Origin of the sequence: Anaerocolumna sedimenticola (assembly GCF_009931695.1) — a bacterium.
Lineage (GTDB): Bacteria > Bacillota > Clostridia > Lachnospirales > Lachnospiraceae > Anaerocolumna > Anaerocolumna sedimenticola.
Map to the genome: position 1 here is coordinate 3230534 of NZ_CP048000.1, position 25741 is coordinate 3256274.

General features: G+C 36.3%; 17 protein-coding genes and 2 pseudogenes. 15 read left to right on the top strand and 4 right to left on the bottom strand.

Going from position 1 to position 25741, the window contains the following annotated elements:
* The first annotated feature begins 146 nt into the window (after positions 1 to 146).
* From Ana3638_RS14280 to Ana3638_RS14335, 12 genes are all read left to right on the top strand, one after another.
* Entirely contained in the window at positions 147 to 2501 is a 2355-nt protein-coding gene (locus Ana3638_RS14280; protein WP_161838628.1) for a glycoside hydrolase family 3 N-terminal domain-containing protein, read from the top strand.
* Positions 2502 to 3002: 501 nt separating this feature from the next.
* Positions 3003 to 3371: a GntR family transcriptional regulator gene (locus Ana3638_RS14285; RefSeq protein ID WP_161838629.1), complete on the top strand. Its 369-nt coding sequence runs from the start codon at positions 3003 to 3005 to the stop codon at positions 3369 to 3371.
* Between the two features lie 60 nt (positions 3372 to 3431).
* On the top strand, positions 3432 to 4121 hold the full coding sequence (locus tag Ana3638_RS14290) for an ABC transporter ATP-binding protein (RefSeq protein WP_330587577.1): 690 nt from the start codon (positions 3432 to 3434) through the stop codon (positions 4119 to 4121).
* 15 nt (positions 4122 to 4136) lie between these two features.
* The gene (locus Ana3638_RS14295) at positions 4137 to 4892 is read left to right on the top strand and encodes a hypothetical protein (protein WP_161838630.1); all 756 of its coding nucleotides are present in this window, start codon (positions 4137 to 4139) and stop codon (positions 4890 to 4892) included.
* 200 nt (positions 4893 to 5092) lie between these two features.
* Entirely contained in the window at positions 5093 to 6136 is a 1044-nt protein-coding gene (locus Ana3638_RS14300; protein ID WP_161838631.1) for an RNA polymerase sigma factor, read from the top strand.
* A gap of 196 nt (positions 6137 to 6332) precedes the next feature.
* The gene (locus Ana3638_RS14305; RefSeq protein ID WP_161838632.1) at positions 6333 to 7808 is read left to right on the top strand and encodes a DUF1538 domain-containing protein; all 1476 of its coding nucleotides are present in this window, start codon (positions 6333 to 6335) and stop codon (positions 7806 to 7808) included.
* A 38-nt stretch (positions 7809 to 7846) separates the two neighbouring features.
* On the top strand, positions 7847 to 8524 hold the full coding sequence (locus Ana3638_RS14310; RefSeq protein ID WP_161838633.1) for a hypothetical protein: 678 nt from the start codon (positions 7847 to 7849) through the stop codon (positions 8522 to 8524).
* Positions 8525 to 8547: 23 nt separating this feature from the next.
* On the top strand, positions 8548 to 8868 hold the full coding sequence (locus Ana3638_RS14315; protein ID WP_161838634.1) for a P-II family nitrogen regulator: 321 nt from the start codon (positions 8548 to 8550) through the stop codon (positions 8866 to 8868).
* Positions 8869 to 9138: 270 nt separating this feature from the next.
* Positions 9139 to 10248, top strand: coding sequence for a cysteine desulfurase family protein (locus tag Ana3638_RS14320; protein WP_161838635.1), 1110 nt, complete (start codon positions 9139 to 9141; stop codon positions 10246 to 10248).
* A gap of 13 nt (positions 10249 to 10261) precedes the next feature.
* Complete coding sequence (locus Ana3638_RS14325; RefSeq protein ID WP_161838636.1) at positions 10262 to 11119, top strand: tRNA 2-thiocytidine biosynthesis TtcA family protein; 858 nt, start codon at positions 10262 to 10264, stop codon at positions 11117 to 11119.
* 94 nt (positions 11120 to 11213) lie between these two features.
* The gene (queA, locus tag Ana3638_RS14330) at positions 11214 to 12272 is read left to right on the top strand and encodes a tRNA preQ1(34) S-adenosylmethionine ribosyltransferase-isomerase QueA (protein ID WP_161838637.1); all 1059 of its coding nucleotides are present in this window, start codon (positions 11214 to 11216) and stop codon (positions 12270 to 12272) included.
* A gap of 353 nt (positions 12273 to 12625) precedes the next feature.
* A complete protein-coding gene (locus Ana3638_RS14335; protein WP_161838638.1) occupies positions 12626 to 13912 on the top strand; it encodes a LysM peptidoglycan-binding domain-containing protein in 1287 nt (428 codons plus the stop codon).
* Between the two features lie 905 nt (positions 13913 to 14817).
* Here Ana3638_RS14335 and aroA read toward each other — a convergent pair.
* From aroA to aroF, 3 genes and pseudogenes are all read right to left on the bottom strand, one after another.
* Positions 14818 to 16106 (bottom strand): annotated as a pseudogene (gene aroA / locus Ana3638_RS14340) (3-phosphoshikimate 1-carboxyvinyltransferase).
* 79 nt (positions 16107 to 16185) lie between these two features.
* The gene (locus tag Ana3638_RS14345) at positions 16186 to 17295 is read right to left on the bottom strand and encodes a prephenate dehydrogenase (RefSeq protein ID WP_161838639.1); all 1110 of its coding nucleotides are present in this window, start codon (positions 17293 to 17295) and stop codon (positions 16186 to 16188) included.
* A 16-nt stretch (positions 17296 to 17311) separates the two neighbouring features.
* Entirely contained in the window at positions 17312 to 18325 is a 1014-nt protein-coding gene (gene aroF / locus Ana3638_RS14350) for a 3-deoxy-7-phosphoheptulonate synthase (RefSeq protein WP_161838640.1), read from the bottom strand.
* Between the two features lie 421 nt (positions 18326 to 18746).
* Between aroF and fusA the strand changes: the two are divergent.
* The 3 genes and pseudogenes from fusA to Ana3638_RS14365 all read left to right on the top strand — a co-directional run bounded on the left by fusA (position 18747) and on the right by Ana3638_RS14365 (position 24767).
* Positions 18747 to 20836, top strand: a pseudogene (gene fusA, locus Ana3638_RS14355) (elongation factor G).
* 358 nt (positions 20837 to 21194) lie between these two features.
* Positions 21195 to 22427 carry a cysteine peptidase family C39 domain-containing protein gene (locus tag Ana3638_RS14360; RefSeq protein WP_161838641.1) on the top strand — a complete coding sequence of 411 codons (1233 nt, stop codon included), beginning with the start codon at positions 21195 to 21197 and terminating at the stop codon, positions 22425 to 22427.
* Between the two features lie 216 nt (positions 22428 to 22643).
* Positions 22644 to 24767, top strand: a complete 2124-nt coding sequence (locus Ana3638_RS14365) for a YgiQ family radical SAM protein (RefSeq protein ID WP_161838642.1) — start codon at positions 22644 to 22646, stop codon at positions 24765 to 24767.
* Between the two features lie 248 nt (positions 24768 to 25015).
* Here the strand turns inward: Ana3638_RS14365 and Ana3638_RS14370 are convergent, their stop codons facing one another.
* Positions 25016 to 25726, bottom strand: a complete 711-nt coding sequence (locus Ana3638_RS14370; RefSeq protein ID WP_161838643.1) for a gamma-glutamyl-gamma-aminobutyrate hydrolase family protein — start codon at positions 25724 to 25726, stop codon at positions 25016 to 25018.
* Between the last annotated feature and the right edge of the window lie 15 nt (positions 25727 to 25741).

Genomic DNA, 25741 nt, shown 5'->3' on the forward strand with positions numbered 1-25741 from the left:
AAATCATACAGGGTAATCTTAAACAGATAGTAAAACCATTATATTGTGGTTTTAATAAATAAGTATTAACCCGGAACGTTTCAATCAGAACGGGGTTGCTATGGCTTTTGTCGGGCGAATCAATAAAGAAATGGAGGTCATAACATATGACTGATCTATACCAGGATAATAAATTCTCTGCCAGACAGCGTGCAGAGAATTTATTATCACTTATGACTGTGAAAGAAAAGGTAGGACAGTTAAATCAGCGTTTATATGGTTTTTCCATCTATGAGCGGAATGGTAATGAAATCGAACTGACCGAGGAATTTAAAAATGAGGTAGCAAAATTCGACGGAATAGGCGTCCTATACGGGCTTTACCGTGCGGATCCCTGGTCAGGGAAAGATTTTGAATCTGGTCTTACAGGTGAGCTTGCACCAAAAGCCTATAATATGATACAACGTTATGTTATAGAACATTCCAGGCTGGGAATTCCCATGCTGTTAAGTTCTGAATGTCCTCATGGACACCAGGCACTTAATGGCTACCTTTTACCGGTTAACTTAAGTGCAGGCGCAACTTTTCATCCGGAACTGTTAAAAAGTGCCTATCAGGTATGCGGAAAGCAGTTAAAAGACATGGGCGTTCATTTAGCCTTGATATCGGTACTTGATCTGTTAAGAGATCCCAGGTGGGGCAGAAGTGAAGAATGTTACAGTGAAGATCCCTATCTTTCATCGGAGCTTGCCAAAGCAGCCGTTACAGGGATACAGGTTAATGACATTGTGGCTGTAGCCAAACATTTTTGTGCCCAAGGGGAGGGGACAGGCGGAATTAATGCCAGTGCTGCCCGCATTGGTGAAAGAGAGTTAAGGGAAATTCATCTTCCTGCTGCAAAAGCCTGTGCAAAAGCCGGAGTAAAAGGGATTATGGCTGCTTATAATGAGATTGACGGAATCCCCTGCCATGGAAATAAAAAGTTATTAACGGAAATTCTTCGTGATGAAATGCAGTTTAAAGGTGTGATTATGGCTGATGGAGTTGCAATCGACCGGTTAGATATAATGACCGGAGACAACGTGGCATCCGGTGCTCTTGCACTGAAAGCAGGTGTGGATATCAGCTTATGGGATACCGGATTTTCCAAACTGGAGGAGGCCCTTAACCGAGGTTTCATTATGGAAGAAGATATTGATCAGGCAGTTCTTCGTGTCCTCACTCTGAAATTTGAGCTGGGACTGTTTGATCATCCTTACATCGAAGAAAGGGATTCCAGGACAGATTATACCTATGAGAAATACCCGGAGGCACTTAAGCTTGCAAGAGAATCGGTTGTATTGCTTAAAAATACTAACCATACACTGCCCCTTAACATTAATAACCTCCGCTCTATTGCAGTAATTGGACCCAATGCGGATGAAATATATCATCAATTAGGGGATTATACACCACCAATTAATCATAATGACGGGGTTACGGTTTTACAAGGGATTAAGGATTATATCCAAAAAAATAATTGCTCTGTGGAGATTAAATTTCATAAAGGCTGCGGTTTATTTGAGGGGACGGAAGAGAGTATCAGGGAAGCAGCCAAACTTGCCGAAACCAGTGATTGTACAATCCTGGTCCTGGGCGGTTCTTCCAGCCGTTTTGGCGGAGCACATTTTGACAGTAATGGTGCTGCGAAGATCAGTAATATCAGTGATATGGACTGTGGCGAGGGTGTAGACAGTGCCGACTTAAGACTTCCGGGTTTACAAAATAAATTAGCAGAGGCAGTTTTCAAAGCAGGCCGTTCTGTTGTAACTGTTTTAATCCAGGGGCGGCCTTATTCCATTACAGAGGTTGCCGAAAATTCCGATTCCATTCTATGTGCCTTTTACCCCGGAGTGAAAGGCGGACAGGCCATTACAGAAATTCTATTTGGTAAGATCGCTCCGTCCGGGCATCTTCCGGTTTCCATTCCTAGACATGGGGGGCAAATACCGGTATATTACAATTATAAAAATTCTTATGCCGGTATGAAATATTATGATATAGATAATACTCCGTTATATTCTTTTGGATATGGACTAAGTTATACGGAATTTATTTATAAGAATATTACTCTGGAATGTATTCCGTTTAAGGAAGAAGCCAAACACCTAAAGAAGAATTTTTATGCAAGCGATATTGCAAGAGACAACTCATACAGGATTTCATCATATGAACTGCATTCAGGTGAAATCAGGGTAAATTTTGAGATCTCCAATCTTGGCAATTATGATGGCTTTTCTGTGCCCCAGCTTTATATTAGGGATTTACAAGCAAGTACCATACGCAGGGTAAAAGAATTAAAAGCGTTTGATAAAGTGTGGATTCCAAAAGGAGAAACCAGATCCTCTACATTATATTTAAATGAAGAAAAACTATCCCTATGGAATGATAAAATGCAGTTTGTAACGGAACCGGGAGAATTCAGGCTGCTTCTTACAGACGGCTGCAAAGATATATGGGAGGGTAATTTATTTCTGGAATAGTTGATTCTAAAATAATAAAATAAAAGGCATATTTTTATAGAAAGCCTGTCCATCTGTAAAATTCGATGGACAGTTTTTTATTTCCGCGAAAGCAAAGTGAGAATTAGCAAGCTTGCTTACAATAATTCGAACGCGCACGCGAACCGAAGAAACTCGTAAAGCGTGTTTCTTACGATTTCCGCGAAAGTATTCTTTCCTAGTCAAAATCAGAATATAAATAAAATATTTGTTAGAAAAAATATATTATAATGGCATATGGCTATAATAATGAAATAAGCAGATGTAATAACGGATATTTATAAATATAATAATTTTAAAATTTTTACTAAAAAATATTTTTAAGGTATTGACATTAATATAAAGTTAGTGTACTATATAACTAGTTCACTGGTAAGCGAGTGCAATAAACATAAAATAAAATGGGAAATGGAAGAAAAGAGGAAAGCTTAATTGGTGACAAGGGTAACACAGTCATATAAAAAGATAGAAAGGAGGACATGAATGGAATTTGACAATAATATTCCAATCTATATACAGGTTATTAATGATATCAAAAAAGATATAATAAACGGTGCCCTGGCTTTAGGTGAGAAACTTCCGTCGGGCAGGGATCTGGCTTACAAATATAAAATAAACCCCAACACCGCGAATCGTATCTATAAAGAAATGGAAGCGGAAGAAATATGTTACACGAAAAGAGGACTGGGCACTTTTGTAACGGAGGATAAGGAGAAATTGAAAAATATAAGAGAAGAAATGGCAGGCTCCCTCCTGGATAGTTTTATTGAGGGGATGAAGCAGTTGGGTTTTACAAAAGAAGAGTTAATTCATTTATTAGAGCATAAATATGATTTAAATACAAAGCAATAAGAAATCGGCAAACGACAACCGCCATAGCGGGTGCCAATAAAAAATAATAGGAGTGAGAATATGATATTACAATGTAATGATTTAGTAAAAAAATATATGAATAAAACTGCTGTAGACGGTATTAGTTTTGAAGCAGAAAAAGGTAAAATCTATGCGTTACTCGGGCCCAACGGCAGCGGTAAAACAACACTGATGAAAATGATTGCAGGGTTAGTGAAACCAACCAGCGGAACAATAACGTATAAGGGCAACCCTATCGGGGTGGAATCTAAGAAAAGAGTCGCTTATATGTCAACGGAACCTTTCTTCTATAATTATATGTCTGTAGCAGATGTAGGTAAATATTATAAGGACTTTTTTGAGGATTTTGATGAAAAGCGTTATGAAGAATTAGTAGAAAGAATGGAATTAGGAATGAGGGATAAAGCCAAAACCTTATCCTCAGGTCTGGCAGCCAAACTTAAAATAGCAGCAACTTTGGCAAGAAAAGCGGAACTCTATATGCTGGATGAACCTTTGAATGGAATTGATATTATAGCAAGGGAAAAAATTATCACTGCTGTATTAGAAGTTGCAAGAGAAGATTCAACCATATTGATATCCAGCCATTTGGTAGATGAACTGGAAAAAATCATAGATAATGCGGTATTCATTAAATCCGGTTCAATCGTATTAAATGGCGATGCAGAAAACCTGCGGGCTTCTCACGGTAAATCAATAGTTGAATTATACAAAGAAATTTATGCATAACAGGGGGATGGAAGAATGTTAAAATTAATGAAATATGAATTTAGGAAACAGGCATTTTCAAAGCTTATTATTTTAGCCTTAGTTGGTTTATTAGAATTAGTATTCTTTTTTGGAGTAGTTACGGATAAAGAAAATGTAATTGCAATGGCTATGTCATTGTTAGCAATGTTCACTTTCGGTGCACTGTTTTATCTGGCATTTGAATCCATTATTACTTATTCCAATGATTTAAAGCAGAAATGCAGTTATATGCTTTTCCTGACACCGAATACCAGTTATAGTATTGTGGGTGCAAAAGTTTTAACGGCAGGAATTCAGATCGTTTTGGCAGGTATCGCATTTTTTGCTATATTTGCTTTAGACGGTGGTGTATTAATAGCAAAATATCATGTATTGGCTGAGGCTAAGAAAGTGATTTTACAAGCCATAGATGAATTTTTAAAATTAAAAATAGATTTTTCCGATATTGTATCGGTGGTAGCCGTAGTACTAACAAGTTGGATTAGTACCATAACCATCGCTTTCTTCTCAATTACATTAAGTTCAACATTTTTAGAAAATAAAAAGTTCAAAGGTGTAGTAAGTTTTATTATCTTTATTGCTTTAAATTATGCAACGACTAAAATTTCTCAGCTGCTCCTTGGCAATATTGACAGCTATACCAATAATTTAAGTATCTATTTCATCTGGGAAAGTGTAATAGCACTAGTATTTATTGTTCTGACCTATATCGGAACCGCCTGGATGCTGGATAAAAAAGTAAGTGTTTAATCGTTGTTTAGTGGTTTCCACATAATTTAGACAAAATAATATAAAAATAGTAACCGGAATTTGGTAACAACCGGATAAAAGCATACTATTATATAATAGGAATATGAATAAAAAACAGGGTAAGTCAGCCGTAATTCAAATGAGATGGTAATGATTTACCCTTTTCCTGTATCAGGCATAATCAGAAAGGGGTTTTTTATGTGGAAGAAGAGATATTTTTATGGAATAAATATATTGAAGATATAATGGATGTATATGCTGATACCGTTTACAAATTCGCCTTTGTTCTTACCGGAAATAAAATGGATACCGCCGATGTATTTTCTCAGGTGTTTATTAAATATATAAAACAAATGCCAGTTTTCCATAATAAAGAACAGGAAAAATTATGGTTCATCCGGACCACCATGTATTGTATAAGAAATCTATGGCAGTTTAATTATAAGAAAAGCAGATCAGGAGAAAAAGAAGACTTTACCTGGGATTCAAAATTAGCAGAAAATATATCCGAAAAATCCTTATTTGAAGAATACCTTAAGTTAATCCCAAGGAAATATAACATAGTACTCCATTTATATTATTATGAAAAGATGACAACCAGACAAATCGGCAAACTACTAAATAAAAAGGAGGATATAATACAATTGCAGCTTGAGCGTTTGAATCATCTGCTGAATGAATATATGTCAAGAGAAAATGTGGATTTAGAAAAGAATTATCAATCCTTTCTTATAAAAATAAATGCAGATGAGAAAATAAAAAATAATATTAAAAATATGATGATTCAGACATTCAGGAGTAAATATTCCTACCTTTCAAAAATTAAATATCGTGTTGGGATACTGCTTTGTTATCTGGTTTTTGTTCTGCTTTCCATGTTGATTTTTAATATACAAAATGAACGGTATTTAAAGGATAAATCCGGTAAAGAGGTTGTTTTATTTCAGGAGAACAGTAATTATGCGGAAAATGGAATTGAATATAAAGAAGGAGATATCGTTGATTTAAATATCGAAATACCCGGAAGTTATATTGGTAAAGAAATAGAATTAGTATATCATGATTATTATTCCGGTATAAGTACGGATGTTTTTAAAGGAACCGTACAAGAAACATTGGTTCAAACATTTATTGTGAAAGAAGACGGGAAAGCGGATTTTATTATTTTGGATTCAAATAAACAGAAAATTACCGAGCTGGTTCATATAGATTATATAATAAAACGTTCGAAAGAAAATAAATGATATTTTGTGTTGTTTATCCGGTTGGAGCCAGAGGCTCCAACCTTTTTTCATCCAAGTTGTACGGACTTGTCCGCTTTGTCTTATTTAGAGTTGGAAATGTTAGTATTTATAAGGTATAATAGAAATAGATATGATTAAATTGGTCCTTTTGGGAAAAAAATCATATATGAAACTAAAAATGAAAGGAAGTGTTTAATTGTTATTAATACTGGAAAAAGTGAAAGAGGTTTTGGTCTCCATAATACCAATATTTCTGGTAATCATAGTATTAAGTCTGTCTATAACACCTTTAAGCCTTTTTCTTCTGGGAGAATTTATTATCGGAACACTCTTCATAATTATTGGTATGCCTGTTTTCCTGTTGGGAATCGATATATCCATTACCCCAATCGGTGAGCAGATCAGTGAAACACTAACAAATTCAAATAAGCTTTGGATTATTCTTTTAGGAGGTGCTTTTTTCGGTTTTATGGCTACCATCGCAGAACCGGATCTATACATTCTGGCAGGACAGGTAAAGAGTGTTACAAACGGCAGGTTTGATTCCGGTTTAATGCTTATTTTAGTCTCGGCCGGGATTGGGTTTATGGTAACCTTTGGAATGTTCCGCATATTAAAAAATATAGTTCTTAAAAATTTTATGACTGCTGTTTATCTCATAGTTCTTTTATTGGCCGTTTTCTCTGAAAATGATTTTATTGCCATTGCCTTTGATGCCTCCGGTTCAACTACCGGTTCCATATCCGTACCATTTATACTGGCTCTTTCCGTGGGGGTATCTGCAATGACTCGAAGCAATGAAAAAGAGGAAAATGACGGGTTCGGAATGCTTGGAATAACTTCGGCGGGAGCAATTATAGCGGTTTTATTCCAGGGGCTTTTATCCAATACGGCATTAGAGGGAGACATTCCCGGAGAAAGTCTGGTATCAGGTAATTTGCTGCAAATCTTTGGCACAGGTCTTTTAAGTTATGCCAAAGAGGCACTGTTAGCGCTAATGCCTATATTATCTATTTATTTTATTGCCAATGCTATCTGGATAAAAGTTTCCAAAAATAAATTCAGAAGAATTCTGATAGGGGCAGTTTATACTTATATCGGTCTGATTTTTTTCCTTACAGGGGTTAATATTGGTTTTATCCAGGTATGTACGGATGTGGGTTATCACCTGGCTTCGCTTGAAATACCCTGGCTTCTGGTAATGGTAGGTATGCTTTTTGGAGTTATCACTATACCGGCAGAGCCTTCCGTTCATATTTTAACACGTCAGATCGAAGATGAAACTGCAGGTTCCATAAAGGCAAAGACGGTTATGTTTGCATTATGTCTGGGAGTATCGACTGCCGTTGGTTTATCAATACTTAGAATTTTGATTCCTAAACTTCAGTTATGGCATATTTTGCTGCCGGGAATGCTGATAGCTATTGTGCTGTCTTATATAGTACCGGACATATTTGTCGGAATTGCCTATGATTCGGGAGGGGTTGCAGCCGGAACTATGACCGCAGCTTTCATACTTCCGTATACGCAAGGTGCAGCAAATTATATTCCCACCGCAAGTATTGTAAAGGACGGCTTTGGTGTAATTGCCTTGGTGGCTATGACTCCGCTGATTACTGTTCAGATTTTAGGATTGATTTATAAACTAAAGTCGTCAGCACAACTGGAGTGAGAGAAACGTGATGAATGAAAATAGAGAGGAGATCTAAGATGTTAAGTTATAAACTGCCCGATATCGGATATAGTATGCTGATTGTAATTGTTAGCCGTGGAAAAGGCAGTAAGGTCCTGGACTTTGTAAAAAATATGGGAGCATTGGAAGCGAGTTGTTTCTACGGACGTGGTACTGTTAAAAATAATGTTTTACAGTTGGTGGAGTTAAATGATGTAAATAAGGAAATTGTATTGTTTATCATACATTCCGAAGAGGAAGAAGAAATCTTAAGACAGATCAATTTAAAATTCCATTTGGATAAACCTAACCAGGGAATTGCTTTTACCACATCCCTTGCAGCTTTTCATAAAATGAAAAGTGATGCTGCATTCAAGTATAATACTAATTCTTATTCAGCTCAGAAAAGAGGAAAATATACCGCCCTTTTGATCATTATGGATAAAGGAAAAGCGGATTCGGTTATTGAAATAAGCCAGAAAGCCGGTTATTACGGCGGAACTATTGTTAAGGCCCGGGGAATGGCGGGTAAACTTAACATTATTCTTGACAAACAGGTTGAGCCGGAGAAAGAAGCGGTACTTATGTTAACGGAGAATAAAAGGGCATATAAACTGGCTTCACTGTTAACCAAGCATTTTAAACTGAAACAGCCTAATACAGGAATACTGGTTATGTTTGAACTAAACAGAACTTTAGGGCTGTTTCAGACGTAGAAGTAAAGGCGGGAGGTAGCGATTTGAATCAATTTATGACAATAGTAACGGTTCCCATGGGGCACTCGGAAAAAATACTAAAAGCAGCATGCCAGGCCGGTGCCAATGGAGGCACGGTTCTCAAAGCACGTGGGGCAGGAAAATCTACAAAGGCAGATTTGTTTCATTTTCGGGTAGAACCGGAAGAAGAAATCGTAATCATTATGGCAACCCAGGAAATTACTGAAAAATTAAGTGAAGGAGTTCATGAATTATATAAAGATAACTCTAAAAGTTCCGCAACCTTATTTGTGTTGCCGATAGACTGCCTGAGTCATGTAAACAGTCTGGAGTTTGATGTCTAATTTTGCAGCAACCCATGTTTTTATGTTTTGCATTCCGTGAATTTTTCAGATATCATTATTGAATTGTCTGAACAGGTGGGGTATAATTAATATTTGCATTTATAACAAGTAAATATTAAATAAATAATCGTTCTGGTTGACAAATCTATGGAACACTCCTATTATAAAATTCGTATTAAATTAATAGGATAAGTAAGAATGAGATAGAAAAGATGAAACAGATTATATTCTGTTATGAGATAAAGTAAACAGAAAGGTGCAGGTGCTATAATGATTTATTTGGATTATGCAGCTAATACACCGGTTGATAAAGGGGTATTGGATACATTTTATGATATATCTTTAACTTATATAGGAAATCCCAATTCACCTCATACTTTGGGAGACAAAGCTAGAGAGAGGATGGAACAATCTACGGAACAGATTGCAAATCTTCTGGGAGCAAAAGCGAATGAAGTGATTTATACTTCAGGTGCAAGTGAATCGAATAATATGGCCATAAAAGGCATAACTTCCAGTTATTTACGATATGGTAAACATATTATCACAACCTATCTGGAACATGCTTCCGTGACCGGACCGATAACAAAATTGCAAAATGACGGGTATGATGTGGATTTTGTTAATCTTAAGGATAACGGGCAGGTAGACCTTAATCATCTGAAGGAGTTAATGAGGGACGATACTATTTTAGTTTCTGTTTGTTATGTAGACAGTGAAGTAGGAACCATACAGCCGATTGAAGAAATAAGTAGAATCGTTCATGCAAAACCACATTGTTTTTTACATGTTGATGCCACACAGGCAGTCGGTAAAATACCGGTGAGCTTTGAAAATATCGACTTAATGACATTTTCCGGTCATAAATTTTACGGATTAAACGGATGCGGAATCCTGTTAAAAAAGGAAGCCATTATGCTGGAACCATTAATCCATGGGGGCCTTAGTACGACTTCTTTTCGGAGCGGTACACCTATGCTTGCACTGGCTGCGGCAACGGAGAAAGCTCTGACCATAGGAATAGAGAATCTTGCTGTCCGTTATGAATATGTAAATGAATTAAACAAGGAATTAAGAGAGGCTTTTAAGGCTTATCCAGCTATCAAAATAAATACACCAGCAGAGGGTTCCCCTTATATTTTAAATATCAGCATAAAAGGGGTAAATACCAATCAGCTGCAAAATGAATTAAACAAAAGGGATATCTGTGTGGCAACCAAATCGGCCTGCTGCGCGCCCAATACGGTTTCAAGACCGGTATATGCTATGACCAAGGATCGTAAGGCAGCCTTGTCAACTCTTCGAATCAGTTTAAGTCATTTAACCACCATGGATGAAATTGATTTCTTCCTGGACAATTTTAAGCAGGTTTTGCAATAGATGGGAGAAGATCATGGATAATTATATCGATGTGGAAAGAAGTATTATTAAAAGATTCCGGAAAGAGATCTGGAGAAAATTTATTTCTGCGGTAAATGAGTATCAGTTAATTAAAGAAGGGGATAAAATAGCCGTATGTATCTCCGGCGGCAAGGATTCCATGCTTTTGGCAAAATGTATGCAGGAGCTGCAAAGACATGGTAAAGTAAAATTCGAAACAGTTTTTTTGGTTATGAATCCCGGTTATAATGAATATAACAAACAGGTTATTTTAAATAATGCGGAATATTTAAATATACCCATTCATATGTTTGAAACCGATATTTTTGACATTGTTGCAACGGTGGAGGAATCTCCCTGTTATCTGTGTGCGAGAATGCGCAGAGGATATTTGTATAAACATGCAAAAGAACTGGGCTGTAACAAAATCGCATTAGGCCATCATTTTGACGATGTTATTGAAACGGTTCTTATGAGTATGTTGTACAGCGGGCAGATGAAAGGAATGATGCCAAAACTCCATAGTACAAATTATGAAGGAATGGAATTAATCAGGCCGTTATACATGGTTAAGGAGGCAGATATCATTGCCTGGAGAAAATATAATAACCTGCAGTTTATCCAATGTGCCTGCCGGTTTACCGAGAATTGCATGTTAGGAGATAACGGAGGCGGCTCCAAACGTCAGGAAATGAAAGAGTTAATCAAGAAATTCAGGCAGACAAGCTCTATAATAGATATGAATATCTTCCGCAGTGTTCATAATGTTAATCTGGATACCATGATAGGGTATCAGAAAAAACAGGTATTTCATAGTTTTTTAGACGATTACGATACGGATATCAGCAGTGTGAATTCGGAAAATGAGTAGAATAAGAAGAATAGAATAAAAAGAATAGTATAAAACAACCTTTATGCAATAAAGGTTTTAGTACGTTTCAACGTAGACGAAGTAGGAGAATCATATGACAAAACAAGATTTTTATTTTGATTTACCGGAAGAATTAATAGCTCAGGACCCGCTTCCTGACCGGTCCAGTTCACGGCTGTTAGTACTTAATAAAGATACCGGTGAAACAGAGCATAAAATATTTAAGGATATTATTGATTATTTAAAGCCGGGAGATTGCCTGGTGATTAATAATACGAAAGTAATTCCTGCCAGATTAATCGGTGAAAAAGAAGGGACCGGTGCGAAAGTTGAGATCCTGCTTCTTAAACGGCAGGAAAATGATATCTGGGAAGCTTTGGTTAAACCAGGTAAAAAGGCTAAGGTAGGTACTAAGATCAGTTTTGGTAATGGTTTACTAACCTGCGAAGTTATTAAAATCGTAGATGAGGGGAACCGGTTAGTTCAGTTTTATTATGAGGGAATCTTTGAAGAGATTCTGGATCAATTAGGACAAATGCCGCTTCCGCCTTATATAACCCATCAGTTAGAGGATAAAAACCGGTATCAGACCGTGTATGCAAAGTATGAAGGATCGGCCGCAGCACCCACCGCAGGTTTGCATTTTACGACGGAATTATTGAAATGTATTGCAGAGAAAGGGATTATCATAGCCAATGTTACCCTTCATGTGGGTCTGGGAACTTTCCGACCCGTTAAAGAAGAGAATATCTTAGAACACCATATGCATTCGGAGTTCTATATTATTGAACCGGAAGAGGCGGAAAAAATTAATAATGCCAAGAAAAACGGCGGAAGAATCATATGTGTTGGAACTACCAGCTGCAGAACCGTAGAATCCGCAGCAGATGAACAGGGGTTTGTAAAAGCAGGAAGCGGGGATACGGAGATTTTTATTTATCCCGGATACCAGTTTAAGGTGCTGAATGCCTTAATTACTAACTTCCATTTACCGGAGTCCACATTGATTATGTTAGTATCAGCCTTAGCAGGCAGGGAAAATGTTCTAAAGGCTTATGAACTGGCGGTAAAAGAACGGTACCGTTTTTTTAGTTTCGGGGATGCCATGTTTGTGACAAACAATCTAAAAGTTACAAATATTAACAATAATTGAGTGAGGTAAAATCTCAGTAATACTGTAAAAATGAAAAAGAGATAGATGAAAGCCCGGAGAACATAAGGTTCTAAGGGCTTTTTTTATCACTTCTGAAAAACTGAGAAAAACTGTGAAAAACTGTGAAAAACTGTAGGGAAAACTTGGATTTAGTTAAACATAGAATTAGCGTAATTGACATTTAAATATTGGTAGCTGGTAATTAAAATCATATTAATTTTAGCTTATCCCCTATAACACTTATTATATTAGTTATTGTAATAAAAATATTATATAACATAAAAAGCATTAAATATTTAAATATTTGGCTTCAATACTCATATATAATAATAATTATAAATTTTGGAGATTTTATGGATATATATGTAGTTCAACAAGATGATAATATATCTAAAATCGCTGCAAGATATGGAATTACAATAGAGCGAATAGTAAAAGATAATGGATTGGAATATCCTTTTAATTTAGCCATAGGGCAAGCTTTAATAATTACTTTTCCTAAGCAATCTCATATTGTACAAGAAGGAGACACAGTACAAAGTATTGCAGATTCTTATAATGTAACAATCATGCAAATATTAAGGAATAACCCATATCTGACCATCAGGGAACCTTTAATAGGTGAAACGCTGGTTATAAGTTATTATACGAGCGGGAGTATAGCGACCAATGGATTTTCTTTTCCTTATATACGGATAGAAACATTAGTTCAAACTTTACCCAATTTGACTTATCTATCCATTTTTAATTATACAGTTGCGGAGGGAGGGCAAATAATATCTTATTATGATGATTCAGAGATAATTAGAACTTCAAAGGATTATGGTGTTATCCCACTCATGTTGTTAACCACATTAACACCTCAAGGAGTACCTAATATAGAGATAGCATTTAATATATTGCTAAATGAGGAATATCAAGAGAGACTTATAAATGAATTTATTGATATTATGAAACAACAAGGTTATCAAGGAATTAATATTGTTTTTAATTTTATAAACGAAAACAATCAATCTCTTTATCAGAATTTTGTACAAAAAATATCAAATAGATTGCAACAAGAAAATTTCTTATTCTTTATAACTATTAATTACAATGTACAGATAATTGATAATAAAATATCTGTCGAACAAGTAAATTTTTCGATATTAAGTAATTATGTTAATGGGATAATTTTCTTAAATATTATATGGGGTGCAAATGTTAATCCTCCTGCACCTGTCAGTAACATTAATTATTTAAGAGAGTTAATGAATCATGTAATCTTTAGCACACCAAATAAAAAAGTTTCTATTGGTATGCCAATATTAGGTTATGATTGGCAGCTGCCATTTATACCAAACGTAACCAAAGCTAATTCGCTTACCATGGAATCTGCCATTAATTTAGCATATGATACTGGTTCAATAATTCAATTTGATGAAGACTCACAGACACCATATTTTTATTATAATGATTTTTCATTTGGCTATCCATATCAACATATTGTTTGGTTTATAGATGCGAGAAGTATACATGTTTTAAATCAATTAATTGATGAACATGGCCTTAGTGGAAGTGGTATATGGAATATAATGATTTATAATCAACAATTATGGACACTTATTTGTGCAAGTTATGATGTTGTTAAATTAATTTAACAGTTAAATATTTAGTAAGTATTATCTTTATATTAAACAAATAAAAGGCGAAAATAACTACCGGCTATCAAATTCAGTTGGTAGTTTTTTGTACCCACAATTAGAAATCAGATGACATAGGAGAACACTTTTAAGATACCCAGGGAGTAAACAGCATTTTAAAAGGCCCACCTGGTTGATGGGCCTACGAAATCTAATATTGAATTAATTGCAAGAGCTGATACGGCAATATTTTAATAATTGTCTACATAATTCACTAAAATCGCAAAAAGGGCTTCAGGAGTCTTTGGATTCATGGGGTAGTAAACAGACAGGTGTAGATTCATAAAGTGTTGATTATAAGTATGCTAACGCTCTCCCACTGAGCTATATCCCCGATACTATCGCTTATAGCACGGAATAAGACTTAGTACAAGAATTATAAGCGGACAAATAGAGGAGGGGCCAGCAGGTTATCCTACTGGCCGATTTATGAAAAAGAAATTTATGTCAACAAGGTTGGGGAACCTTGATTTATGCTATGAACTTAGTATACCGTTCATATGTGTCCTGGATATGAAAGGTTATTGAAAAGTTTGTGAACATTGGAGGAAGATATGAGCAATGACGAATTTAAAATTTTACGCTGAGCAGTTAAGTAATATAAGATTTACAGATCAGCAATTATCAATGGCCTTGAAAATACATAACGAAAATCCAGAGGTACATTTGCTCGACCGATGAATTAAATGAAATGATTATTAGATTAAGAACAGAAATAATAAGAATAACTAATAAAGATACAATAAGGTAAAGTTGAAAGGCCGTCTCAAAATAACCTTAACAATACTTGTTAAAGCAATTTTAAGAGAGCCCTTAGCATAAAAAAGTACTGCGTATTGATAAAGGTTATCGCAAATTTAAAATTACCGTATTAACCTCTTCAAGTCCGAATAAAATTCCGGATAAGAGATATTAACACACTCAGCACCAAGTATTTCAGTGTCACCATCAGCAGCCAATGCAGCGATAGCAAAGGACATGGCTATTCGATGATCTAATTTACTGTCTATAACAGCTCCTTTTAACGGGCTGCCGCCCTCAATTATCATGCCGTCCTCTGTGGGAGTTACAGTTACGCCCATTAGGGACAAGTTATGCACCATTACATCAATACGGTTGGATTCTTTCACTTTAAGTTCTGCTGCGTCTTTGATTATAGTTTTACCTTTTGCAAAGCAAGCCATTACAGCAATCACAGGTAATTCATCAATTAATGTCGGGATTAAGGCACCTCCGATTTCAGTTCCCGTTAATTCGCTGTGGCGAACCAGAATATCTGCAACAGCCTCTGTGTCCGCATTTCGTATATTTTCTATTTTAATATCGGCACCCATCATTTGACAAACTTTAATAATACCATCCCTGGTTGGATTGATACCTACATTTTTAACCAATATTTCGGAACCGGGTATTAAAAGGCCGGCCGCTATAAAATAAGCGGCGGAAGAGATGTCACCGGGAACTGTAATTTTTTCGGCATGTAAGTCAGGTTCCGGTTTTATAACCACCGTATTACCTTGATTCTCTATATCCGCACCCAACAATCGTAACATTAATTCTGTGTGATTTCTGGACACATATGGTTCCGTTACGGAAGTAGGACCATCTCCGTATAAACCGGCAAGTAAAACTGCGGATTTCACCTGGGCAGATGCCACCGGTGACTGGTAGGAGATGCCATGAAGCGGTGTTTGTCTGCCTAGGATTTCTAAAGGTGCACAGCCGTTTCCGTTTATGCTTTTTATATCTGCACCCATCATTGCTAATGGTGTGATTACTCTGCCCATGGGGCGTTTTTTAATAGAATCATCACCGGTCATAGTTATAGAAAATGACTGACCGCTAAGGATACCCGACATCAGCCGCATGGTAGTACCGCTGTTACCAACATCCAGGATACCGGAGGGGTGTTTTAATCCATGAAGACCTTTGCCATGTACCAGAACTTTATTACTTAAAGGATCGTTTTCTATAGCAATTCCCATGTTTCTAAAGCATCCGATCGTAGACAGGCAGTCGGCCCCTGCAAAAAATGAGTGATCTCCGTGGTTCCTTCTGCTAAAGCACCGAACATGACGGCACGGTGGGAAATGGATTTATCTCCGGGAACTGTTATCTCACCTTTTAAAGCGTTTACTTTTTGTAATATCATTGTTAAAACTCCAATCTTACTGAATCAATATAGGGTAATACGTACAGCTGTAGAACGAACATTCAGGGTGAATATGCGTTTACCTTTCGTATACAGTATAACGGTATTTTTTTAATAATTCAACTGCTAGTACGGAAGCTTCCTCCTCGTAAAATTCTATTCTGAGTACGCCTTGCTCAAATTCCCTGTTATGAATTATTCCGATATTTTTAATACTGATCCGGTTTGTGGCAAGTAATGTTGCGATGGTAGCGATTGCTCCGGCTTCATCGATAATATCCAGATAAATCTCAAATACTTTTTTCATCATACCGATGGATTTATTTGGAATGGAGTCCCTGTATTCGCTGGCCGTATCAAAGAAACGGTAGATATAATCTTCATCCTTTCGTTCCAGAGCATTTCGCATGTCCTGTAAGCAGGCTATATATTGATTTAATACATTACTTATACTTTCCGTATTGGTTAAACATATATTTTGCCACATAACAGGGGAGGAAGACGCAATTCTTGTAATATCTTTGAAACCGCCGGCTGCCAGCGTGCGCATTTTTTCAGCTGTGTCATCCGATTCCTTAACCAGATTCACCAGACCGGAGGCTATAATATGAGGCACATGGCTGATAGCTGCGGTTATATTATCATGTTCTTTTGGCTCCAAAATCAAAGGAATCGCACCGATTTCACTAACAATTTCATATAGTTTATGAAGTTTATCCTGCGGGGTTTTCTCCGTAGGAGTCAAAATGTAATATGCATTTTCCAGCAGCTTACTGTGAGAATTTTGATAACCTGTTTTCTCCGAACCGGCCATAGGATGTCCGCCGATAAACTGGTGTTCCAGTCCTAATTCTGAAACTGTTTTATGTATATTCCCTTTCACACTTCCAACATCCGTCACAATGCAGTCTGGTTTTATCATGTTTTTCAAATTAGTCAGATAAGTAATATTGGATAATACCGGAGCACATAGGAATATAATATCGCAGGTGGGAAACCTGTCATTCAGATCATATGTGATATGGTCCAGAACCTTATCATCCAATGCTTCCTTTAGGCCGTTTCCTAATTTATTTATATTATAATTAAATGCAATTAAAGTATTGCCTGGATTTATTTCTTTTAATGCGCGGGCAATGGAACCGCCGATCAAACCAAAGCCAATAAAACCAACAATTGAATCATTCATAATTTTCTCCTGAGGGTTAGAATTTTTTACCCATTAATTCAGCTAACGGTCTTAGTTCCGAACACAATTCATTCAGCTGAGGGAATGTTAGAGATTGAGGACCATCGGATAAGGCAATTGCCGGATTGGGATGAGCTTCAATCATCAGCCCGTCCGCACCAACAGCAACAGCACATTTGGCTAAGGGTTTTACATATTTCCTTACACCGGTTGCATGGCTTGGATCAACAATAATCGGTAAGTGGCTTTTCTCTTTTATAACAGGAACCGCACTGATATCCAAAGTATTTCTGGTTGCCGTTTCAAAGGTGCGGATCCCGCGTTCACATAATACTACATTAGGATTTCCTTCCGCAATAATATATTCGGATGCATTTAACCATTCATCAATGGTTGCTGACAAGCCTCTCTTTAACAATACGGGAAGCCCGGTTTTTCCTGCTTCTTTTAATAAGTAGAAATTCTGCATGTTTCTTGCGCCAATCTGAAGCATATCAACATATTTCACAGCTGCTTCGATAGCGGCTAAACTGGTTACTTCACATACAACTGCCAGACCGGTTTCTTCTCTGGCTTCTTTCATAAATTTTAAACCTTCTTCCTCTAATCCCTGAAAAGCATAAGGGGAAGTTCTTGGTTTATAAGCACCGCCCCGTAGAATCTGAGCACCGGCTTTTTTTATTGCCCGGGCGGTTTCTAATAATTGTTCTCTGCTTTCAACTGCACAGGGACCGGACATAATAATAAATTCATCACCGCCGATAGAAGTATTACCTACTTTAATAACAGAGGGTTCCGGGTGAAATTTCTTATTTGCTAATTTATAGCTTTCTGTTACAGGAACAATTTTATCAACATCATCCGCTATTTCCAGATTCTGATCCTGGAGTTTACTTTTATCCCCTACAACCCCTATGATAGTTACCTCTTTTCCATTGGATATGTGGGCGGTAAGTCCTTTCCCCTCAATTATTTCAATAATATTCTGAATGGATTCTTTTTTAGCATTTGGTTTCATTACAATAATCATGTCTATACCTAAACCTTTCTTGTCATTCTAATCTTATTATTCTCATTTTTTATGATAAGAGACTATTAATTTTTATTTTCTGTTTTTATTTTACAACAAACCAATAGGGATGTCAATACTGTAAAACATTAAAGTGTAACAGTTTAAAGTGTTACGGTTTAAAGCGTAAATACAGAAAAAAATGTCTGATAAAGTAATTAAATATAGAAATATGAGAAATAAGAAGAATTATTTGAAAATAATGTCCTGCGTTTTACTATTTTATATAAATATATTTGTTAAACTGGTATAAAATAGTTGTAAAATCTGACAACTTTTAGTAAAATATAGACATGGGTACCTGATCTGGTATGAATACCCATATTTTACTTAAAATCAGTAATAGGATATACAAAAATATTATGTAATGGAGGAAAAAAGGATGAATGTTTACACTTCAGAAAAGATTCGAAATGTTGTATTGTTAGGCCACGGTGGCTGTGGCAAGACGACTTTAGTCGAAGCCATGGCCTACACAACTGGAATAACAAAGCGTCAAGGTAAGATTGAAGAGGGTAATACCATCAGTGATTATGATAAGGAAGAAGTGAAACGTCTTTTTTCTATCAGCACCACAGTGGTACCTGTAATTTGGGAGGATACCAAGATCAATATTTTGGATACTCCTGGTTATTTTGATTTTGTTGGGGAAGCAGAAGAAGCATTAAATGCTGCGGATGCGGCGATAATAGTAATTTCTGCGAAAGCGGGTGTCGAAGTAGGAACCATGAGGGCATGGGATTTTTGTGAAAAGTATAACCTGCCGAGAATGTTTTTTGTAACGGATATGGATGATGATAATGCAAGTTATCGTCAGGTAGTGGAAGATTTAACTGAAATTTACGGTAAAAAATTGCACCGTTTCATATACCAATAAGAGAAAATGAAAAATTTGTCGGATTTGTTAATGTAGTAAAGATGGCCGGAAGAAGATTTACTTCTATGGGAAATTATGAGGAATGCCCGATTCCGGATTACTCCATGGAGAATCTAACCAGATTTCGTGAAACTCTGCTGGATGCAGTCGCTGAGACCAGTGAAGAATTAATGGAAAAATATTTTGCAGGAGAAGAATTTACACAGGAGGAGATTTCTCTTGCACTTCGAAATAATGTAATAGATGGCACCGTTGTTCCGGTTTTAATGGGTTCCGGTTTAAATGCACAGGGAGCGACTATGCTTTTGCAGGCAATCGAGAAATATTTCCCTGCTCCGGGCAAACAGGAGATAGCAGGAACCAATGTAAAAACCAAAGAAATATTTAAGGCGGACTATAATGATAAACTTCCCATGACTGCAAAAGTTTTTAAAACCATTGCAGATCCGTTTATCGGTAAATTTTCACTTATTAAAGTCTGTTCCGGTGTCTTAAAATCCGATTCTTCAATCTATAATGCCGACAAAGATACGGAAGAAAAAATTTCCCGTCTTTATGTATTAAGAGGAAAGGAACAAATTGAAGTAAATGAACTTCATGCGGGTGATATTGGAGCAATCGGTAAATTATCCGATACGACAACGGGTGATACCTTATCAACCAAAGCGGTTCCGGTAGTATTTGAACGGCAGGAAATGCCGAAACCATATACCTATCAGCGTTTTAAGACTAAGAATAAAGGTGACGATGATAAGGTATCCCAGGCATTAGCGAAAATTATGGATGAAGACCTTACTGTAAAAGTTGTAAATGATAAAGAAAACAGACAGACATTATTATATGGTATCGGTGACCAGCAGTTAGAAGTTGTGGTAAGTAAGTTACAGACCAAATACAAGGTCGATATTGATATTATGAAACCCAGAGTACCTTTCCGTGAAACACTTCGTAAAAAAGTCAGAGTTCAGGGTAAATACAAGAAACAATCCGGCGGACATGGCCAGTATGGAGATGTACACATTGAATTTGAGCCTTCCGGTAATATGGAACAGTCTTATGAATTTGCTGAAAAGATATTCGGTGGTTCTGTTCCTAAGAATTATTTCCCGGCTGTGGAAAAGGGAATTGCCGAATGTGTTTTAAAAGGGCCGGTAGCAGGTTATCCGGTAGTAGGGTTAAAAGCTACCTTGGTGGATGGTTCTTATCATCCCGTAGATTCATCGGAAATGGCTTTTAAGATGGCAACCATTCAGGCGTTTAAACAAGGTTTTATGGAAGCTTCACCCGTTCTGTTAGAACCAATTGCTTCCTTAAGGGTAGTTGTACCGGATAAGTTTACAGGGGATATCATGGGTGACTTAAATAAACGAAGAGGCAGAGTATTAGGAATGAATCCGCTTCACGGCGGCAAACAGGAAATTCTGGCTGACATACCTTTATCTGAATTGTACGGATACTCTACCGATCTTCGTTCCATGACCGGAGGGGCCGGAGATTTCTCCTATGAATTTAACCGTTATGAGCAGGCACCGTCTGATATCCAGCAAAAAGTAATTGAAGATAATGAAAAAGAGCTGATGGCAAGCGGTGAGTAAAGATTATATTTAATGGATGTTAATTAAATTGGTTTAAAAGAATGGATTTGTGTCAGCTTATTGATACAAGTCCATTCTTTATCTATTCATAAAAACCATACCTATGTCAAAAAGTTGTTCTGACTATAATTATCTAAGTTAAAATTCTATAATTTGAAATCAAAGATAGATAATTTGTATATTTTGTCAATTGATAATTATTGTATATCTTATATACTTATTATTAAAAAGGTATATAATTCCAAATTATAAAAAAAGTGGAAATAGATTATTGAATATATGGTAATTTTAAAAGAACATGGTAAGAAATAAAGGTATTAGAAATATAATAGAATATAAAATAAAAGGAGAAAAATTTATGAAGAGACGAATATTAAGTTTTTTTATTTGTTTAATTTTGATTAATGTTTCTTTTTTTGCATCAAATCATGTAAAAGCGGTAAAAGCATCAGAAACCATTATATCTGCTGAAAATGCAAAAAAACTAGCGATTGCCCAGGTTAATTCGGATAAACTATCTAATAAGGAATCCTTTAAGGACAATATACATATAAGTAAAATGGATAGTTTATTCGATCTGGATGGTATTATAAGTGCATATCTTTTTCAATTTGAAGATCCTGACAAGACTCCATCCGGATATATGATTGTTGGAGCATCTCGAGATCATCTGCCAATTATAGAGTATGCCTATGAAGGAAGCTGCTTTTTGGAAAGGGCTAAACAGTTTATTGTGAAGAATGAATACCTTACTGAATCCTCAATAAATTATTATTATACAGGAGGATTAGATTATTATATTGGTAAAAATAAGGACAGTTATATTTATAGAGTTTCAGCCAATGGAATAGACAAAATTAAAAGATCGGAAATAAATTCATCTGAAATTGCTGAATTTAATAACTCAGGCAAAGATGAAGTAAATTTAATGTGGAACAACTTAGAGAATAATGTAAAAGAAAATAATATCAACAATAATTTAAATGATAATATCGTTTTCAAGGAGGGTAAATATAAATCAGCATACACAGCAGTAAATTCCTTAACCGTTAAAGATAATGCCAGTGTATCATATACCACAATATATGATCAAAAAATGGTTTATACTCAGCTAAGTGGTGCAGTATGCGGGTTTAATCTGCTAAAATATTGGAATAAGCAAGATAGCAAGTATTATCGTTTAATACAAAATTTAAATTATGTTTTTTATGATTTATATGATGACATGTGCATAGCTGAAAATACAACGACTTATCCTGAAGATTATAGGAATGTTATGGAAGAGTATTTTAAAGATCATGCAGATGGTTACAGTTCTTCCGCTTATTATAGCTTTAATGTAAGTTGGGATAGAATAACAGATGAAATAAATAGTAATTATCCGGTTAGTGTAATATTTAAGGGAAATGATTTAATAATTAGTCAGTATGTTTTAGGAGTTGGATACAAGGAATATACAAATGGTACAAATAATTACCGGTATATCTTGATTGCTGATGGATTAGAAAACAAAGCTACCCGTTATGTTAATTATTATACTGAATATAAAACAGGAGGCGGAGTTGGGGCAATTCGTTTAAGACCTTATTAATTTAAAATTTATGGTCCTATCTAAGAGATATAAATCTATTTATCCTCAGGCTAATTTTACGCAGATTGGTAAATGTTTATATTACATAAATAAACTATCGACTATTTCCTGAAGTTCGGTTATACTAGATAGATGTGACAATAAATAGGCCTTGTCTGAAAGGAGAAAGGGCTGCCGCGGAAGATACTGTGAAACGGCATCCCTATATCAATAGATATGATAAAAGATTTTTTACCTGTTTCCAGAGAAGATATGGAAAAAAGGGGATGGGACCAATGTGATTTTGTTTATGTTATCGGGGATGCTTATGTGGATCACCATTCCTTTGGACCGGCAATCATAAGCAGAGTTTTGGAAAGCCATGGATATAAGGTTGGAATTATTTCACAGCCTGACTGGAAAAACAGTGACAGTATCACCAGTCTTGGAACTCCAAGACTTGGTTTTTTAGTCAGCGGCGGTAATATGGATACCATGGTTAACCATTACACGGTTGCTAAGAAAAGAAGAGCCCAGGACGCTTATTCTCCCGGAGGAGTAATGGGGAAAAGACCGGACCGGGCTACTATTGTATATTGTAATTTAATACGCAAGGTATATAAAAACAAACCGATTATAATCGGCGGGATTGAAGCCAGCTTAAGACGACTGGGACACTATGATTACTGGAGTGATACGGTGAAACGCTCCATACTTCTGGATTCACAGGCAGATCTGATTTCTTATGGTATGGGTGAGCACTCCATAGTTGAGATTGCGGATGCTCTGAACAGCGGTATCGACATAAAGGATATCACCTTTATTGACGGAACTGTTTATAAGGCAAAAGAACTATCTTCTGTCTATGATGCCATTACTTTGCCAAGCTTTCAGAATATAGCAGGGGATAAGAGAAAATTTGCGGAAAGCTTCTATATTCAGTATTCTAATACGGATCCTTATTCCGGAAAACGGTTAATAGAACCATATAAGGAAAATGAATACGTAATTCAGAATCCACCCGCCAAACCACTTACCCAGGCAGAAATGGACCGGGTATATTCCCTTCCATTTATGAGGGATTATCATCCCTCTTATATTCCTTTAGGCGGAATTCCTGCCATTGAAGAATTAAAATTCAGTCTGACCAGTAACAGAGGATGTTTTGGCGGATGTAATTTTTGTGCCTTAACTTTTCACCAAGGCAGGATTATACAGACCAGAAGCCATGAATCCATTGTGGCAGAGGCAAATCACTTAATCTGGGATAAGGACTTTAAAGGCTATATCAATGATGTTGGAGGGCCGACTGCAAACTTCAGACATGTTGCCTGTGAGAAACAGAATACGAAAGGCGCCTGCATAAATAAACAATGTTTATTTCCAACTCCATGTAAAAATCTGAAGATCGATCACAGTGATTATCTTTCTTTACTAAGAAAATTACGCAGTTTGCCAAATGTTAAAAAAGTATTTGTCCGTTCCGGAATTCGGTTTGATTATCTGATTAATGATAAAGATAATGCATTTATGAGTGAACTCTGTGAACACCATATTAGTGGACAGTTAAAGGTGGCTCCGGAGCATATCAGCGACAGAGTATTAGATATGATGGGAAAACCCAAAGATTCTGTTTATGAGGAATTTTTAAGAAGATATAAAAAGACGAATGAAAGATTAGGTAAAAACCAATTCGTAGTACCCTACCTTATGTCTTCTCATCCGGGTTCTACCCTAAAAGAAGCAGTAGCCCTTGCGGAATATTTAAGGGATTTGGGATATATGCCGGAACAGGTTCAGGATTTTTATCCTACTCCCTCCACGATATCTACCTGTATGTATTACACCGGACTGGATCCAAGGACCATGCAGGTTGTATATGTTCCGAAAACGCCTCATGAGAAAGCCATGCAGAGGGCTCTGATCCAATACCGCAATCCTAAGAATTATGATCTGGTGGTAGAAGCCCTGACATTGGCACACCGTACGGATTTAATCGGATTTGATAAAAAATGTTTAATCCGTCCAAAAACAAAGGGAAACCGCTATGATAATAAAAGTGGTAAAACCCGGGAGGGTAAGCGTAAGAAATCTGATCAGTACGGAGATAGACATGGCAGTTCAGAAAATGTGTCTGAAAGGTCAGGGAAAAGTAAAAACAAACTTAATAGTTATAGTTCAAAAAGTAATCCCAAGGGGAACGGTGTATTACCGGATCAAAAGAGAAACGATAAGACCGGAACAGTAAGGGGCAGAAGTAACGAACAAACCCCCATGGTTAAGAATACAGTTAATAAAAGAAATAAAAACAATGGGACCGGTAGAACTAACCGGCATAAAAGGGTAACGGCAAAGCGTTAATCAAAGTAACAGATGTAACAGTATAATAACTTAGCAACATATTTATTTAAGGGATATTGTCAGTAGATAAACTATGAATAGTTTACGGAGAGTACGTTATTACCTCTTCTCATTCATAAAGATTGTCTATTTAACAATAACCCCTGAATTTTTATTTAAGTAAAGGTTAAGTTTGTATTTGTAAATTTTCATTCCTAACTTAAGCAAACACCTGAACATAAGAAATTTACCCAGTGTAAAATTGAGGTTTATACACAGGCATCAACAAATGCTTTAAAGATACGAAAGGCATCATCCTCGGTTTTAAATAAATGTTCCGGATGCCATTGTACACCAAGAAAGAATTTATGTTCCGGCAGATATACAGCTTCAACTAAGGAATCAGGAGAAACTCCGGATGTAACAAGGGAGGGAGCAAGATCTTTAATTGCCTGATGGTGAAAGCTGTTAACTCTGATGGAATCTTTACCTAAAATTGTGTGGAGTTTGGTACCTTTTGTGATATATACACTGTGAGTCAGGACGGAATTACCGGACTGCTGGGAATGGGATAAAGACAGGTCAGAAGAGAACTGGGCAGGTACATCCTGATATAAAGTACCTCCTAAGAATACATTAAGTACCTGTATTCCCCTGCATATTCCAAGAATGGGCTTATCAGATTCCATTGCAATCTGGAATAAAAATTCTTCCATTTTATCTCTTTCGGGAACAACAACACCGCATTGTTTTATGGTTTCTTCACCGAATCGAAAAGGATCGATATCAGGACCGCCGGTAAATAAAAATCCATCACAAACAGAAGCAGCAGCTTCTAATTCATACTTTTCAACCTGTAATGGCAGTAAGATAGGAATACCTCCGGCTGCCCGTATGGCTTCCAGATAATTTGGACCTATCCATACCCTGTTTTTATCGTAATCATATTGTGGAGTTAATCCTATAATTGGTATTCTCATGGAATCACACCCTTT